This window comes from Niallia sp. RD1 (assembly GCF_024219955.1).
In the GTDB taxonomy this organism is placed as follows: Bacteria; Bacillota; Bacilli; order Bacillales; family Cytobacillaceae; genus Niallia; species Niallia alba.
Map to the genome: position 1 here is coordinate 2,128,134 of NZ_CP100420.1, position 15,202 is coordinate 2,143,335.

Sequence of the window (15,202 nt, forward strand, 5' to 3'; positions counted from 1 at the left end):
TAAGGTGGATGAAAGCCGAAAAAGGAGGAGCAAGAGAGAAAAGTGGTGTTCATAAGGTGGATGAAAGCCGAAAAAGGAGGAGCAAGAGAGAAAAGTGGAGTTCATAAGGTGGATGAAAGCCGAAAAAGGGGGAGCAAGAGAGAAAAGTGGAGTTCATAAGGTGGATGAAAGCCAAAAAAGGAGGAGCAAGAGAGAAAAGTGGTGTTCATAAGGTGGATGAAAGCCGAAAAAGGAGGAGCAAGAGAGAAAAGTGGTGTTCATAAACAAGATGAAAGTTGATAAGGAAGGAGCCAGAAAAAAAAAAAGAGCGTTCATCAAAATAAAAAGAGGATGGGACATAACTAAATAGATACTCTGTAAAGACGAACAATTTCTAATATAGCTAGTAAATAGCGGCTGCTTTCGCATACTTTTTACAAGAGGAAATATAATTAGTTGGAAAAACAGAGCAGCCGGAATACACGAAGACTCCTATGGGATTAGCGAGACAGTCTGAGACCCTGCAGGCCACAGGCAGACCGCGGCTCAGCGCGAGCCCCATGGAAAGCGAAGTGTATTCCGGCTGCGGGGAATCGCACCAAACTTCATGGAAACATCCTTTGAAAAACAAATAAAAGCCCGAACAATTATACGGAACATTCATTAGCATCTTCGTATAATTGTTCGGAATTATCCTTGACTGGAATACTTATGTCCCAGCCTCATTTTACAAAATAGCTACAATACCAATCTCACAACAGCCATACATACAACTCCGAATAATACGGTAGTTAATAAACTTTTACTAAGAAAAGCAACAATAATCGTAGGAATCGTTGCAAGAAGCGCTTCCCAATTAATGCTAATACTATTGCTTCCGCCAGTTTCTAAAAGACTTTCTACGATTAAACCGGTAAAAATGCATACAGGAAGATAGGAAAGCCATTTTTCCACAGATGCGGAAATAGTAAAATTGCGTGCAACTAAAAATGGGATTACTCTCGGAATAAACGTTACAAGTGTACAACCAATCAATAAAAGAAAAAAACTAGTATTGCTAATCATTTATCTGTCACCACCCCAATTGTAGCAACAATGATTGTTGAAAGAATGACACTTAAGCTGCTTGATAAAAAAGTAGAGAAAGTAAGCATGCAGATAATCATCAACGTGATTAACAATAAATAGTGTTTCAGTTTAGTAGGTTCAATTGTTTGTAATTGCAAAATCAATAAAGCAATAAACATAGCTGGCAAAGCATAATCCAATCCGAATTGTTCAGGATCGGGGAACCAGCCTCCAATATACCCTCCGACTGTACAAGCTGCAATCCAAACAAGGTAGGCAGTAAGATTTAGGCCGTTCATCCATCGATCATTAATTGGCTCTTTTCTGGCTATTTTGGTAATAGCTACTCCAAATGATTCATCTGTTACAAGACTTCCAATGCCAATGTTTTTCTGTATAGAATATTGTGTGAATTTAGGTGCTAGTGCTGAGCTTAACAACAAGTGGCGCAAATTTACAATAAATGTTGTAAGAATAATAGCGCTAATTGGACTTGATGTTGCAATCATCGCACAAATAATAAACTGGGAAGCCCCTGCATAAACAAATGTGGCAAGCAGGAAAACATGCAGGATAGATAAACCGGATGATACGCCGACTACTCCCATTGCGAGACCAATGCTAATATAGCCAAGCAATGTTGGAATACAGTCTTTCACTCCATCTAAATAGGAGAGGGTGTGCAGCTCTTCTTGTTCTTCTACTTTAATACTTTCCACGGTCAATCCCCTTTATCGCAAATTAGTAATTGCCTATATTATATAAGGACGTAAAAGTTTAGGCAATGTCTTACTATGAGGATAGTAGGGAGGGATATTTCTGATTATTCCACTTTTAACGGACAGTAAGACTCCCTCCTCAAGAAGAAGATAGGTGGGAGTCTTACTGTCCGGAAAGGTTCGATTGTTCAACTAACCATCAGCTGCTCTATTTTTTCCAACTTATTCTTTTCTCCTATTGAAAAAACAACAATCTTTTAGAAAACAGCCAAAAATAAAAACCATTCTCATCATATCCAGAAGAATGGTTTTGTTTATATTTTTTTTCTTTTCGTGTTAATCTTTCCTGCTTTGTTTTTGTTTTTTTCGTAATTGGGACGATGGTTCCCCACGTTCCTCTTCGCATGGTTGTATCGAACCCATTTTCTCGCAATACTTTTTCTCGTTTCTTTCTTGCCGTTGATTTAGCCATAGTTAGCCTCCTTTTGATGACAATCATTTTTACTCTTTAATTATACATCATAAAGGAGGGAGATGTTACGATTTACACTATAATTTCTCGTTAAGAAATCGATTGTTTAGATAATTTAGGATGACGGTGCATCATTGAAAATAGGAAGATACCACTTGCTAATAAGAGAATACTGGTTGAAAAGAATACCATGGAGAAACCGAAGTTACCTGCGATTACTCCACCAAGGGCAGGACCAATAATATTACCGAGAAAACGAAGGCTTGTTTCATATCCCATTACTTCTCCTTGCATGGCAATGGGAACTTCTTGCCGTATATAGGCAACCCGTACAGGAACCATTCCCCCAATTGCTACACCGAGAATAAAGCGGATAATCAATAGCTGCCAGTATTGGTTAACAAAACCACCAGGGAAATAAATAATCCCAGCAATAAATAAGAGAATAACAAGTACTTTCAGGTGACCAGACCGATCCCCCATTTCTCCCCATTTTCTTGCCATAAGTAAGTTACCTAACCCTGCAGCTGAGAAAGCTAAGCCGGCGAAAAACGCGATATTCTCGGGACCATGCAGTTCACTGACATATAAAGACAGAATAGGCTGGATGCTGAAATGGGCAATTTGAATAAAGGCTGAGATAAGAAGCACGGTAATGAATACGGGATTTTTAAGAATATAGGCCAATACTTCTTTACTTGTATAGCTGCTTTTTGTACCCTTTTGAACAGGTAGAACAAACTCTTTTGTAGTAAATACTAGAATTGCAGATATAAAGATTGCAAGAGAAGTAAATCGGAAAGTCGCTGCATAGCCAAAGCTATCTGCTAAAACTCCTCCAAGTAATGGGCCAATCAATGCTCCCGTAATACTTCCTGTCTGTAATGTTCCTAATACTTTACCAGCAACTTTTTTGGGAGTTTGAGTGGAAATAAACGCTTGTGACATGGGAATAAATCCTGTGAAAAATCCAGTGAAAAAGCGAAGAATAAAGACTTCCCATACGGAATTGGCAAAGCTCATAAGAAATATCGAAATACCTAAACCGATTGCTAAAATAATCAGGATCGTTTTTCTGCCAAATTTATCGCCAATTTTTCCCCATATGGGTGAAAATAAGAAAGCTGCTACAAAGGTGACAGAAAAACAAAGCCCTGACCAATGTTGCACAAATTCTGATGAATATTGACCAAATGAATCAATATAAAGCGATAAAAAGGGGAGAACCATGGTCATGCAGGCACTTATAAAAAAGTTGGCAAACCACATGATTCCTAAATTTCGTTTTGAATATTTTTGGTTTTCCATTTTGTAAAACACTTCTTTCTAATATAGTAGAAATTGTTTAAGGTCTCCTCCATCTAGTATGGATAGAGAAGGCAAAAGGAGGGATGAGGAGATTGTTAGAGATTACACAATAAGTTTCGATTAACTAAATATTAGTTTAACGTAAAATTTACATAAAAGAAAGCATTTTGGAGTGTTCTTTTCTAACAGTCAAATCTAAATAGGTGTTGATTTTTCTATAAAAGTCTTTATTCTAAACGTTTGTAGCTATTTATAAAAAGTTAGATTAACATTAATTACCACATGAAGATAAAGTTACTTTTATCAAAATAAATCACATGTTGTTCTTTCTGAGAAAACAAATGTATTTTTAGAAAGGAAAGCACTTGATTATTTATTATGGAATAGTGATAATAACAATAGTAAACAATTTTGAAAATTATTACTATTTAATGATTAGTGGGAGTTGTCGAAATGAAGGTTGTCAAATTTGGGGGTAGTTCTTTAGCTACAGGAAATCAATTGGAAAAAGTGTTGCAAATAGTAAAGACAGATAAGGAAAGAAGGGTAGTCGTCGTATCTGCTCCTGGAAAAAGGTATGATTCTGATACGAAGGTTACTGATTTATTAATACAATGTGCGAAAGCGGTATTAAAAGGAAGCGGACCTTCTCCTTATTTAGAGGGAGTATTAGAACGGTATGCTAGTATAGCCAAAGAATTGGACTTATCGAGTGATATTATAACAAATATTAAAAACGACTTATTAGATTTAATAACTACTTCTTCTAATAAAGATTCATTTATGGAAGCAATGAAGGCAAGTGGAGAAGATAATAATGCTAAATTAGTCGCGCATTTTTTTAAAGCCAGAGGATTGGAGGCAATATACGTTAGTCCCAAAGAGGCAGGTTTAATAGTAAGTGATGATCCTGGAAATGCTCAAGTGCTTCCTGGATCCTATGACCGATTATATTCCTTAAGAGAAGAGAAGCGAATAATCGTATTTCCAGGGTTTTTTGGGTACAGCGAAGCGGGCGATGTAGTTACTTTTTCCAGAAGTGGATCAGATATTACTGGAGCGATTCTCGCTAATGGTGTAAAAGCAGATTTATATGAAAACTTTACTGATGTAGATGCTGTTTACTCCGTTAATCCTTCCGTTGTTAAGCAGCCAAAGGAAATTAAGGAGTTAACTTATCGCGAGATGCGTGAATTATCTTATGCTGGATTCTCTGTATTCCATGCCGAAGCCTTAATTCCAGCATACCGTGCAGGGATTCCTGTTCAAGTAAGAAACACAAATAATCCCTCTGCACCAGGAACAAGAATTGTTGCTTCTAGAAATAATACCAATGGACCGGTAATTGGTATTGCCAACGATAAAGGATTTTGTTCCATTTATATTAGTAAATACTTAATGAATCGAGAAGTAGGCTTTGCTAGGAAAGTTCTCTCGATTTTAGAGGAATATCATATTTCTTATGAACATATGCCGTCTGGAATTGATGATTTAACAATCGTTTTCCGTCAACATCAATTGACAGGAAAAAGTGAACAAGAGATTTTGGCAAGAATTTCAGAAGAACTGCAGGTAGAAGAAATAAAAGTTGAACATGATTTGGCACTTATAATGCTCGTAGGAGAAGGAATGCGACGTAATATTGGCACAAATGCCCGAGCATCCAAAGCACTTGCCGAAGCAGGTGTAAATATCGAAATGATTAATCAAGGATCATCTGAAGTAAGCATGATGTTTGGTGTAAAAGAAACGGTTGTTAAAAAAGCAGTTAAAGCACTTTATGAAGAGTTTTTTCAGTAAGAATTATTTCAACAATTTATAAATAAAAGAGAAGTTCATTTTCTAATAAGAGTTAGGAAAATAAACTTCTTTTTTTATGGTTTGTGTCAATAATTAGAATGTTAAGAAATTTTAAAAAGTTTTCTTGTATATAAATAAACAAAAAGTTATAATAAATGCATTACAAAAGTTAGAAGCTTTAATAGAAGATAGTAAGCAGAAATATTTTTTTATCTTATATTGTTAGAAAATTCTATATTGTATAAATATAGGGTTTTACATCAAAAGAGGGGGATTTAAATTTGAAGAAAAAAGGAATGGTATTTGCTTTATTTATGTCCATTTTTCTTGTTTTAGCAGCTTGTGGGACAAGTTCTGAAAAAGCAAATAGTGATGGAGATGGCAAAAAGAAACTGAGAGTAGTTACAGACGCGGCTTATGCACCATTTGAATACATGGATAAAGACAAGATTATCGGCTTTGATGTAGATGTTTTTACTGCAGCAGCGGAAGAAGCTGGCTATGATTTTGAAATTGTCAATGTTGGTTGGGATCCAGTATTTGCGGAATTAGAAAATGGCACAGCAGATGTTGGTTTATCAGCGATTACGATAAATGATGACCGTCTTAAGTCCTATGATTTCTCTGTTCCGTATTTTGAAAGCACCAATAAAATTTTAGCGCCAGAAGGTACAGATATTGAAAAAGCTGCTGATTTAGCTGATAAGACAGTTGCAGTTCAATCTGGGACAACAGGTGCAGATGCAGTCGATGCACTTTTAGGAAATGGCAATAAACAAGTAAAAAAGTTCGAAAATAATAATTTGGCTATTTTAGAAATGAAAAACAAAGGCGCAGATGCTGTAGTGGCAGATAATGCAGTACTAGAGGCTTATGCTAAAAATAATCCGCAAGATAACTTTACGGTAATTGAGGATAAAGAAGGATTTGAATCAGAATACTATGGCTTCATGTTTCCAAAAGATAGTGACATTGTAGACGATTTAAGCAAAGGTCTTAATGCTATTTTAGATAATGGAAAATATACAGAAATTTATCAAAAATGGTTTGGCCAAGAGCCTGACATTGATAATTTAAAAGCACAACAATAGAGAATATCGCATATGAGGAAGGGTACTCAAATGGGCATTACCCGCTTTGACAATGAGGGAGCACAATTTTTCTTCCAGATTGTATCTTAGTGAGGGAATGTCCCTTCTGGGTGCTCTTTTTTCGAGAAAAGAGGCAGTTTTCTAACAAGTGTCAGTCATATTGTTGTTTGGAGGCGAGGTTATGGATTTTAATTTTACGATTATTTTGGAATATGCAGACTTATTTAAAAAAGGTATATTAGTAACCATTCAATTATCCTTATATGCGATTGTGTTTGGGACGATTTTAGGATTATTAATTGGTCTTGGAAAAATAGCAAAAAATCAATGGATTGCTTTTCCTTTTCACTGCTACATTGCTGTTTTTCGTGGTACTCCTCTTTTTGTACAAATCTTAATTATTCACTTTGGCTTTATCCCGTTATTTTTAAATACAACAAATGCGATGATAGCCGCCATTGTTGCATTATCGCTAAATGCTGCTGCGTATATTGCAGAGATTTTCCGAGCGGGGATAGAGTCTATTGACCGTGGTCAGATGGAAGCTGGAAGATCTTTAGGAATGACACATGTACAGTCCATGCGGTATATTATTCTACCACAGTCCTTTAAACGAATGATTCCGCCCCTTGGTAATGAATTTGTCGTGTTAATTAAAGATTCTTCTTTAGCAGCTGTTATTGCTGCTCCAGAATTGATGTATTATGCAAGACTAATGATGGGGCAATATAACCGAGTTTGGGAGCCTTATTTAACGGTAGCTGTAATCTATCTCGTGTTAACATTAACATTAAGCTTCTTCTTAACTCGTTTGGAAAGAAGGTTGAAAACAGAATGATTGTTGTTGATAAATTAAAAAAGTCTTTTGGTTCTAATGAAGTCTTAAAAGATATTAGTGTAACTATTCATCCACAGGAAGTAGTCGTGATTATTGGTCCTTCTGGGTCAGGTAAGTCTACCTTTTTGCGATGCATCAATTTATTAGAAAGTATTACAGACGGGACGATTCATATTAAAGGAAAGAATATCATTGATAAGTCCACAAATATTAATGAAGTACGAAAAGATGTGGGGATGGTTTTTCAGCAGTTTAATTTATTTCCACATAAAACAGTTCTTCAAAATATTATGCTTTCACCAATGAAGGTGAAGAAAATTTCGAAAGAAAACGCTCAGAAAAAAGCATTAGAATTATTGAAGAAAGTAGGATTAGAGGATAAAGCAAATGTATATCCAGATTCGCTTTCTGGTGGGCAAAAACAGCGTGTTGCTATAGCGAGAGCTCTCGCTATGGAACCAAGTATTATGTTATTTGATGAGCCAACATCTGCGCTTGATCCAGAAATGGTAGGAGAGGTATTAGAGGTTATGAAGAATCTTGCAAAGGAAGGAATGACAATGATTGTTGTAACCCATGAAATGGGGTTTGCAAGAGAGGTTGGCGACCGTGTTATTTTCATGGATGGAGGATATATTGTCGAAGAAAATGCGCCAATAGAGTTATTTATAAGTCCTAAGGAGGAGCGAACAATCTCCTTTTTAGGTAAGGTCTTATAGAATATACCAACAAAAACGTGAAACTCCACTTGTTAGAGGAGTTTCATGTTTTTTCAGACTGTAGACAAACTCCTGAATTTTAGATATAGAGGTTTGTCTATAGTATATTTATTAGTCCCTTTGAATAGGGATGTTGACTTTCCGCTCCAGGGGTTCGCTTTCCGTGGGGCTCGCGCTGAGCCGCTTCGGCTTTTAGCCTGCAGGGTCTCAGACTGTCTCGCTAATCCCACAGGAGTCTCCCCCCTTCCACTCCAAGCAACGCATGAAAATTCAATGTAAGTTTCTAAAAATCTTTTTGTCGACAAACTGCAAAAACGTGAAACTCCACTTGTTAGAGGAGTTTCACGTTTTTTTAGCAGGAAGAAGGAAGCATTTTTGAAGACAGGAAAAATAGATTTGTAAACGATAACAATCAATATATATCTTGATTTATCGAAAAAGTATTAGCAACGTAATTTATTCTGAATATTTTGATGATTAAAAATACTTATTATACATTGCTGAAAATTACCGTTACTATAAAAGAAATTACAACTAAGGGATATAGTGAAAGCAGCTTTTTTTCTTAACTTCCCAAGAAGTATTCCTTATTTATATGCAAATTTATTAGGAGGGGTAGTATGTTAAAAAAATGGCATAGTGAATTAGCCGAGATGTTTGATCAAATGGTTGAATGGAGAAGACATTTTCATCAGTATCCGGAACTATCTTTCCAAGAGGTGGAAACACCAAGGATGATTGCTGAAATTTTAGAAGGATTCGGTATTGAGGTAAGGAGAAATGTTGGTGGTAGAGGAGTTGTTGGGAAGATTTATGGTGGAAAACCTGGTAAAACAATTGCATTAAGAGCTGATTTTGATGCATTGCCAATCCAGGATGGAAAGGATGCACCGTATAAATCGAAGGTACCAGGTGTAATGCATGCATGTGGGCATGATGGGCATACAGCTACTTTATTAGCAGTGGCTAAAGTCCTTCAAGATAATAGGGAAAGTATTGCAGGGAATATTGTCTTACTTCATCAGCATGCTGAAGAGTTGTCTCCAGGTGGAGCAAAAGCGATGATTGAAGATGATTGTTTAAAAGATGTAGATGTCGTTTATGGTGCTCATCTTTCTTCTCTAAATGAATTAGGGAAATATTATTATAAACCAGGATATTCTCAAGCAGCAGCAGATGCTTTTGAAATTACGATTAAAGGAAAGGGCGGACATGGCTCTGCTCCTCATGAAACAGTAGATGCGATAGCTATTGGTACTGCGTTAGTTAGCCAGTTGCAATATATCGCTAGCAGGCGTGTGGACCCATTAAACCCAGTTGTATTGTCTGTTGGATCCTTCCATGGTGGAAATGCTAAAAACGTTATAGCCGATAAAGCGGTGATGACTGGAACTGTAAGAACGCTGGATACAGATTTACGTTTATTTATGGAAGAAGAAATAAAATTAATGGCCAACGAAATGTGTGAAAGTATGCAAGCTACATGTGAGATTAATTATATTAAGGGCTATCCTGCTGTTTATAATCATGAGGAAGAAGTAGAGGTTTTTGAAAAGGTAATTGAAGATACACTAGATAAGGACATGTTAGTGCGTTCTGTGCCAATTATGGGAGCGGAGGATTTCTCCTATTATTTACTCGAAAAGCCTGGAATGTTTTTTCATACAGGAGCAAAGGTAGCACAGGGAAAAGCTTATCCTCACCATCATCCAATGTTTGATTTTGATGAAAGAGCAATGATTTATGCGGGAAAAGCATTCTTGAGCATTGTCGATAATTATGTATCGTTACAAGTAAAAGAAAATCTTGCTGAACCAGTTTTGTAAGAAAAATGGCATTTTCAAAATTAATGGGATGGGAGCGAATAATATGTTAGAAACATGGTACAAAGAAATCGAGTCAATGTATGACCAAATGGTAGAGTGGAGACGATATTTACACGAAAATCCTGAGCTATCTTTTCAAGAAATAAACACAAGTAAAATGATCGGTGATTTATTAGAAAGCTTTGGAATCGAAGTAAGAAGAAATGTCGGTGGAAATGGAGTAGTCGGCAAAATCTACGGTGCCAAGCCAGGTAAAACAATTGCTTTACGAGCTGACTTTGATGCACTGCCTATTCAGGATGAAAAAAATGTCGAATTTAAATCGAAAGTGCCAGGCGTTATGCATGCATGTGGACATGATGGACATACAGCTACTTTATTAGCAGTCGCAAAGGTGCTCCAAGAGAATGCGGAGAATTTAGCTGGGAATGTGGTGCTGTTACATCAACATGCTGAAGAACTGCCGCCAGGTGGAGCCATTGCAATGATTGAAGACGGTTGTTTAGACGGAGTCGATGTCGTATATGGAGCACATTTGGCTTCGGGCACTGAGTTGGGGAGCGTTCTGTACGGGACAGGGCCTGTTTCAGCTGCGAGTGACTCCTTTGACTTGAAAATCCAAGGAAAAGGCGGGCACGGTGCTTCCCCTCATCAAACGATTGATGCTGTTGCAGTGGGTGCACAAATTGCTAATCAATTAAAACATATTGTAAGTAGAAGGATTAATCCACAGAAGCCTGCAGTTATTTCGATTGGTTCCTTCCATGCAGGAAATGCAGGGAATGTTATTGCAGATACGGCTGAATTAACTGGAACAGTCCGCACATTCGACGAAGATGTTCGCTTATTGATAGAAGAGGAAATGGAGCAGCTAATCAGTGGGGTGTGTAAAGCATTCCAAGCAACTTATGAATTTAGTTATTTAAAAGGATATCCATCTACAGTAAACACTGCAGATGAAACGAATATATTAGAAAAGTGTTTAATAGATGTTCTGCCGGAAAGTAAGCTTGAAAAAATAGACAAGCCAGGATTGGGTGGCGAAGACTTTGCTTATTATCTCCAAAATCGCCCTGGCTGTTTCTTTTCCGTAGGGGCTAGAAGCGAAGAGATTGATGCGATTTACCCTCATCATCATCCGAAATTTACCTTTGATGAAAGAGCAATGCTGCACACAGCTAAAATATTTTTAAGTTTGGTAGATTACTATACGAATGCAGAAAAGAAAGCAGCTTTAGTGAATAGTTCTACTATATAACTCGAAAAAATCTAGTGTGTTCATACTGGTGATAAGCGCCTTTCTGCTAGCAAACTTTCAATCACCTCTTTTGCGTAGTTAGTCGACCAGTTTGTACGCTGATAAGCAAGGCGCTTACGCTTTTCATATAGGAGGGGAAGTATGGGTCAGTATATTTTAGAAGTAGATAAATTGCAAACGGCTTTTCGGACTGATAAGGGGGAGGTTGTTTCGGTAGAAGAGGTTACCTTTCATCTTCAGCCAGGTGAAACGATTGGTATTGTTGGAGAATCTGGCTGTGGGAAGAGTGTTACTTCCTTATCAATTATGAGATTACTAGGAAAACATGGTTATATAAAAAAAGGATCGATTAATTTAAGTGGAAAAGAATTAACGAAACTCACGGAAGCTGAAATGCGCAAAGTTAGAGGGAATGAAATATCAATGATTTTTCAAGAACCGATGACTTCTTTAAACCCTGTTTTTACTATTGGTAATCAAATGGTGGAATTAATTCGTTTACATATGGGTTTAAGCGCAAAGAAAGCCAAAAGCTATGCAGTAGAAATGCTGAAAAAAGTAGGGATTCCAAGAGCTGAAGTGATTATTGATGAATATCCACATGCGCTTTCTGGAGGAATGCGTCAAAGAGTAATGATAGCGATGGCTCTTTCTTGTAAACCTAAGCTGTTAATTGCAGATGAGCCAACAACTGCATTAGATGTAACAATTCAAGCGCAAATTCTGGAATTAATGAAAAGTTTAAAAAGTGAGTCCGAGACAGCTATTATGATGATTACTCATGACTTAGGAGTAATTGCAGAAATGGCGGATAAAGTTATTGTCATGTATGCGGGACAAGTAGTAGAAGAGGCAGATGTCTTTACTCTTTTTGATGAGCCCAAGCATCCCTACACGAAAGGTCTAATCGACTCTATCCCGCATTTAGAGTATGATTCCCAAGAAAAATTATATTCCATTCCAGGCTCTGTTCCAACCTTGCAGCAAATGCCAAAAGGCTGTAGATTTCACACTCGCTGTCCCCATGTCACCGAAAAATGCATTTCTGACAAGCCTCCCCATATTAGTTTAGACAACAAACCAGATCATAAGGTTCGTTGTTGGTTATATGAGACAAATCAGCAAGAGGGCATGTACAAAGAAGAAAGGGAGGTTCATGTATGAGTGTAGAAATGTCGGTTAAAAAAGACGGAATATTCAAAGAGTTAAACCCGTTAGTCGAAATTCAAAATTTAAAGAAATATTATCCGATTAAGAAAGGGATATTATCGAAAACAGTTGGCCATGTAAAAGCGGTAGACGGTCTGAATTTTTCGATTTATCCTGGCGAAACGATTTCTCTTGTTGGAGAGTCAGGGTGTGGAAAGTCTACGACAGGAAGAGCAATCGTGAAACTAGATCCACCGACAGAGGGGAAAGTGTTATTTGAAGGAAAAGATATGGCGACGATTCAGAATAAGGAGTTAAGAAAAATTCGGACAGATATGCAAATCATCTTTCAAGATCCTTATTCTTCACTTAATCCACGAAAGCGAATCGGCGATTTATTGGCGGAACCATTAATTGCTCACCAACTTGCTACAAAAGAAGAAGCAAGTAAAAAGGTAGATCGAATGCTAGAAATAGTAGGATTGACTAAATTTCATAAAAGTAGATACCCTCATGAATTCTCTGGAGGTCAAAGACAAAGGGTTGGTATTGCAAGAGCCCTTATGCTAAATCCAAAATTAATTGTTTGTGATGAACCAGTATCAGCGTTAGATGTGTCTATTCAAGCGCAAGTATTAAATCTGTTGAGGGATTTACAAAAAGAATTTAATTTAACCTATTTATTTATCGCCCATGGGTTAGGTGCGGTTAAGTATATTAGTGATCGCATTGCTGTTATGTATTTAGGGAAAATTGTGGAAATTGGAAAGACTGAAGAAATTTTTAAAAATCCTAAACATCCCTACACGAAAGTGTTATTAAGTGCTTATCCAATTCCTAATCCTCATCTTCGCAATCGAGAGAGGATTGTGGTGGAAGGAGATGTTCCAAGTCCTGCAAATCCACCAAAGGGCTGTAGGTTCCATACTAGATGTCCAATGGTTCAAGCTATTTGTAAGGAGAAAGAGCCGCTATTAGTTGCAACAGATCATTCAGTTGCCTGTCATTTTCCACTAAATTAAAGGAGGGAGATTCACTTGTTCCAATATATTATTAGGAGACTATTAATTGCTATTCCAGTGTTGTTAGGGGTAACTATATTTAATTTTTTAATTATTAACCTAGCTCCTGGTAACCCTGTGGATATGTACATTAATCCAGATACTACTCAGGCGGATATTGATGCAAAGAAGGAAGCGCTAGGGCTTAATGATCCTATCTTTATTCAGTATTTTAGATGGCTTGGAAATCTTCTGCAAGGAGATTTTGGATTTTCCTATACAACGTATGAACCAGTGTTGGATTTAGTGTTAAATCGAGTTGGACCAACACTGCTCCTCATGAGCACTGCCTTAATTATTGCTTATATTATTGCCATTCCAATTGGAATTTTAAGTGCAACTAAACAATATTCTTGGATCGATTATTTAACAACCACTTTTTCATTTTTAGGCGTATCCATTCCTAATTTTTTCTTAGGATTAGGAAGTATTTACGTATTTGCACTCGTTTTAAATATTTTACCAACAGGTGGGATGTTTACATTAGGAAGCAATGGTGGATTTATGGATACATTCTTTCATCTCATCATGCCAGCAGCAATATTAGGGACTGGGATTGCGGGAAGCACCGTGCGTTATGTTAGAAGCAGCATGCTAGAAGTACTTGGACAGGATTATTTACGTACTGCTAGAGCAAAAGGATTAAGGGAATTTATTGTTACGAATAAACACGGATTAAAAAATGCACTTATTCCTATTATTACAATTATCGGGATGGAGATTCCGGTATTAATAGGAGGAGCCGTCGTAACGGAACAAATTTTTCAATGGCCTGGTTTAGGGCAATTAACGATTCAGTCCATTTCATCACGTGACTATCCTACTTTAATGGCTATAAATTTTATCGCTGCACTTGCAGTATTATTCTCTAACTTGCTTACTGATATTTTATATGCCGTTGTGGATCCACGAATAAAGTATAACTAAGGAGGAGTGAATATGAGTATTCCTAATGTGAAAATGGATACGGAACTGCCAGTTAATAATGTGGTGATTCCTGTTCAAGAGCAGCTAGGGAATGAAGAGAGCTACCTAAAATTAATAACAAAACGCTTTTTTAAACATAAGCTAGCCGTCGTTGGACTGATTATTTTTTCATTAATGGTTCTGATTGCAATCTTTGCTCCAGTTATTGCGCCACATAATCCGTATTCTGTTGATGGCGAATTTGCTGCTGCTCCTTCTGCAGAGAATATCCTTGGTACAGATGAAGTGGGAAGAGACTTGTTTAGCCGATTATTATATGCTGCTAGAGTTTCTTTGTCGGTAGGAGTTGGTGCAGTAGCAATCTATGTTGCCATCGGTACAATTCTCGGAGCAATTGCTGGATACTTTGGAAAATGGGTAGACATGGTAATCATGCGTATTACGGATGTATTCATGTCATTCCCTTATTTAATGGTTATTTTAGTGCTTGTAAGTATAATGGGACCTAGTCTATTTAACGTTATTTTAGTATTAGGTTTACTTGGGTGGCCGTCGATTGCTAGACTAGTAAGAGGGTGTGTATTAACAATTAAAGAAATGGATTACGTGAAAGCTGGTGTCGCTTTAGGTTATTCTACACCTAAAATTGTCTTCCAGCATATTTTGCCTAATTGTATTGCACCAATTCTTGTAAATGCTACATTTGGTATCGCTTCTGCCATTATTATGGAAGCATCTCTAAGCTTTCTAGGGATGGGGGTTCAGCCTCCAACAGCGAGCTGGGGCAATATGCTTAACGAAGCTCAATCTATTACTGTACTAGCAACACAGCCTTGGTTATGGATTCCGCCTGGAGTCATGATATTACTTGCTGTCTTATCCATTAATTTTATGGGAGACGGTTTAAGGGATGCAATGGATCCAAAGAGTTTTAAATAAGAAGGCAGTTGTCTAAAAGATTCTTGTTTTTCAATAGAAAAAATAGAT

Annotated in this window: 14 protein-coding genes; 10 read left to right on the forward strand and 4 right to left on the reverse strand. The window is 37.1% G+C overall.

From position 1 onward, the window contains the following. Positions 1 to 717 precede the first annotated feature (717 nt). From NKG37_RS10135 to NKG37_RS10150, 4 genes are all read right to left on the reverse strand, one after another. On the reverse strand, positions 718 to 1,044 hold the full coding sequence (locus tag NKG37_RS10135; RefSeq protein WP_016202246.1) for an AzlD domain-containing protein: 327 nt from the start codon (positions 1,042 to 1,044) through the stop codon (positions 718 to 720). Next, positions 1,041 to 1,766, reverse strand: coding sequence for an AzlC family ABC transporter permease (locus tag NKG37_RS10140; RefSeq protein WP_016202247.1), 726 nt, complete (start codon positions 1,764 to 1,766; stop codon positions 1,041 to 1,043). The genes NKG37_RS10135 and NKG37_RS10140 overlap by 4 nt, the downstream gene beginning before the upstream one ends. A gap of 235 nt (positions 1,767 to 2,001) precedes the next feature. Continuing rightward, the gene (locus NKG37_RS10145; RefSeq protein WP_016202248.1) at positions 2,002 to 2,238 is read right to left on the reverse strand and encodes a hypothetical protein; all 237 of its coding nucleotides are present in this window, start codon (positions 2,236 to 2,238) and stop codon (positions 2,002 to 2,004) included. Positions 2,239 to 2,328: 90 nt separating this feature from the next. Further along, the gene (locus NKG37_RS10150) at positions 2,329 to 3,546 is read right to left on the reverse strand and encodes an MFS transporter (RefSeq protein ID WP_016202249.1); all 1,218 of its coding nucleotides are present in this window, start codon (positions 3,544 to 3,546) and stop codon (positions 2,329 to 2,331) included. A 453-nt stretch (positions 3,547 to 3,999) separates the two neighbouring features. Here NKG37_RS10150 and NKG37_RS10155 point away from each other — a divergent pair, with 453 nt between their 5' ends. From NKG37_RS10155 to opp4C, 10 genes are all read left to right on the forward strand, one after another. Then, entirely contained in the window at positions 4,000 to 5,346 is a 1,347-nt protein-coding gene (locus NKG37_RS10155) for an aspartate kinase (protein ID WP_169187843.1), read from the forward strand. Positions 5,347 to 5,627: 281 nt separating this feature from the next. Next, entirely contained in the window at positions 5,628 to 6,437 is an 810-nt protein-coding gene (locus NKG37_RS10160; RefSeq protein ID WP_016202251.1) for a basic amino acid ABC transporter substrate-binding protein, read from the forward strand. Positions 6,438 to 6,618: 181 nt separating this feature from the next. Then, positions 6,619 to 7,275 (forward strand): amino acid ABC transporter permease, encoded by a 657-nt coding sequence (locus NKG37_RS10165; RefSeq protein ID WP_169187844.1) that lies wholly within the window; start codon positions 6,619 to 6,621, stop codon positions 7,273 to 7,275. Further along, on the forward strand, positions 7,272 to 7,994 hold the full coding sequence (locus NKG37_RS10170) for an amino acid ABC transporter ATP-binding protein (protein ID WP_169187845.1): 723 nt from the start codon (positions 7,272 to 7,274) through the stop codon (positions 7,992 to 7,994). Before NKG37_RS10165 ends, NKG37_RS10170 begins: the two co-directional genes overlap by 4 nt. 620 nt (positions 7,995 to 8,614) lie before the next feature. After that, positions 8,615 to 9,820: an amidohydrolase gene (locus NKG37_RS10175; protein ID WP_169187846.1), complete on the forward strand. Its 1,206-nt coding sequence runs from the start codon at positions 8,615 to 8,617 to the stop codon at positions 9,818 to 9,820. 43 nt (positions 9,821 to 9,863) lie between these two features. Continuing rightward, positions 9,864 to 11,078, forward strand: a complete 1,215-nt coding sequence (locus NKG37_RS10180) for a M20 family metallopeptidase (RefSeq protein WP_169187847.1) — start codon at positions 9,864 to 9,866, stop codon at positions 11,076 to 11,078. Positions 11,079 to 11,219: 141 nt separating this feature from the next. After that, on the forward strand, positions 11,220 to 12,242 hold the full coding sequence (locus tag NKG37_RS10185) for an ABC transporter ATP-binding protein (protein ID WP_016202256.1): 1,023 nt from the start codon (positions 11,220 to 11,222) through the stop codon (positions 12,240 to 12,242). After that, a complete protein-coding gene (locus NKG37_RS10190; RefSeq protein WP_016202257.1) occupies positions 12,239 to 13,249 on the forward strand; it encodes an ABC transporter ATP-binding protein in 1,011 nt (336 codons plus the stop codon). The genes NKG37_RS10185 and NKG37_RS10190 overlap by 4 nt, the downstream gene beginning before the upstream one ends. A gap of 15 nt (positions 13,250 to 13,264) precedes the next feature. Then, on the forward strand, positions 13,265 to 14,215 hold the full coding sequence (locus NKG37_RS10195; RefSeq protein WP_016202258.1) for an ABC transporter permease: 951 nt from the start codon (positions 13,265 to 13,267) through the stop codon (positions 14,213 to 14,215). Positions 14,216 to 14,227: 12 nt separating this feature from the next. Next, positions 14,228 to 15,154, forward strand: coding sequence for an oligopeptide ABC transporter permease (opp4C, locus tag NKG37_RS10200; RefSeq protein WP_224428039.1), 927 nt, complete (start codon positions 14,228 to 14,230; stop codon positions 15,152 to 15,154). The last annotated feature ends 48 nt before the right edge of the window (positions 15,155 to 15,202 follow it).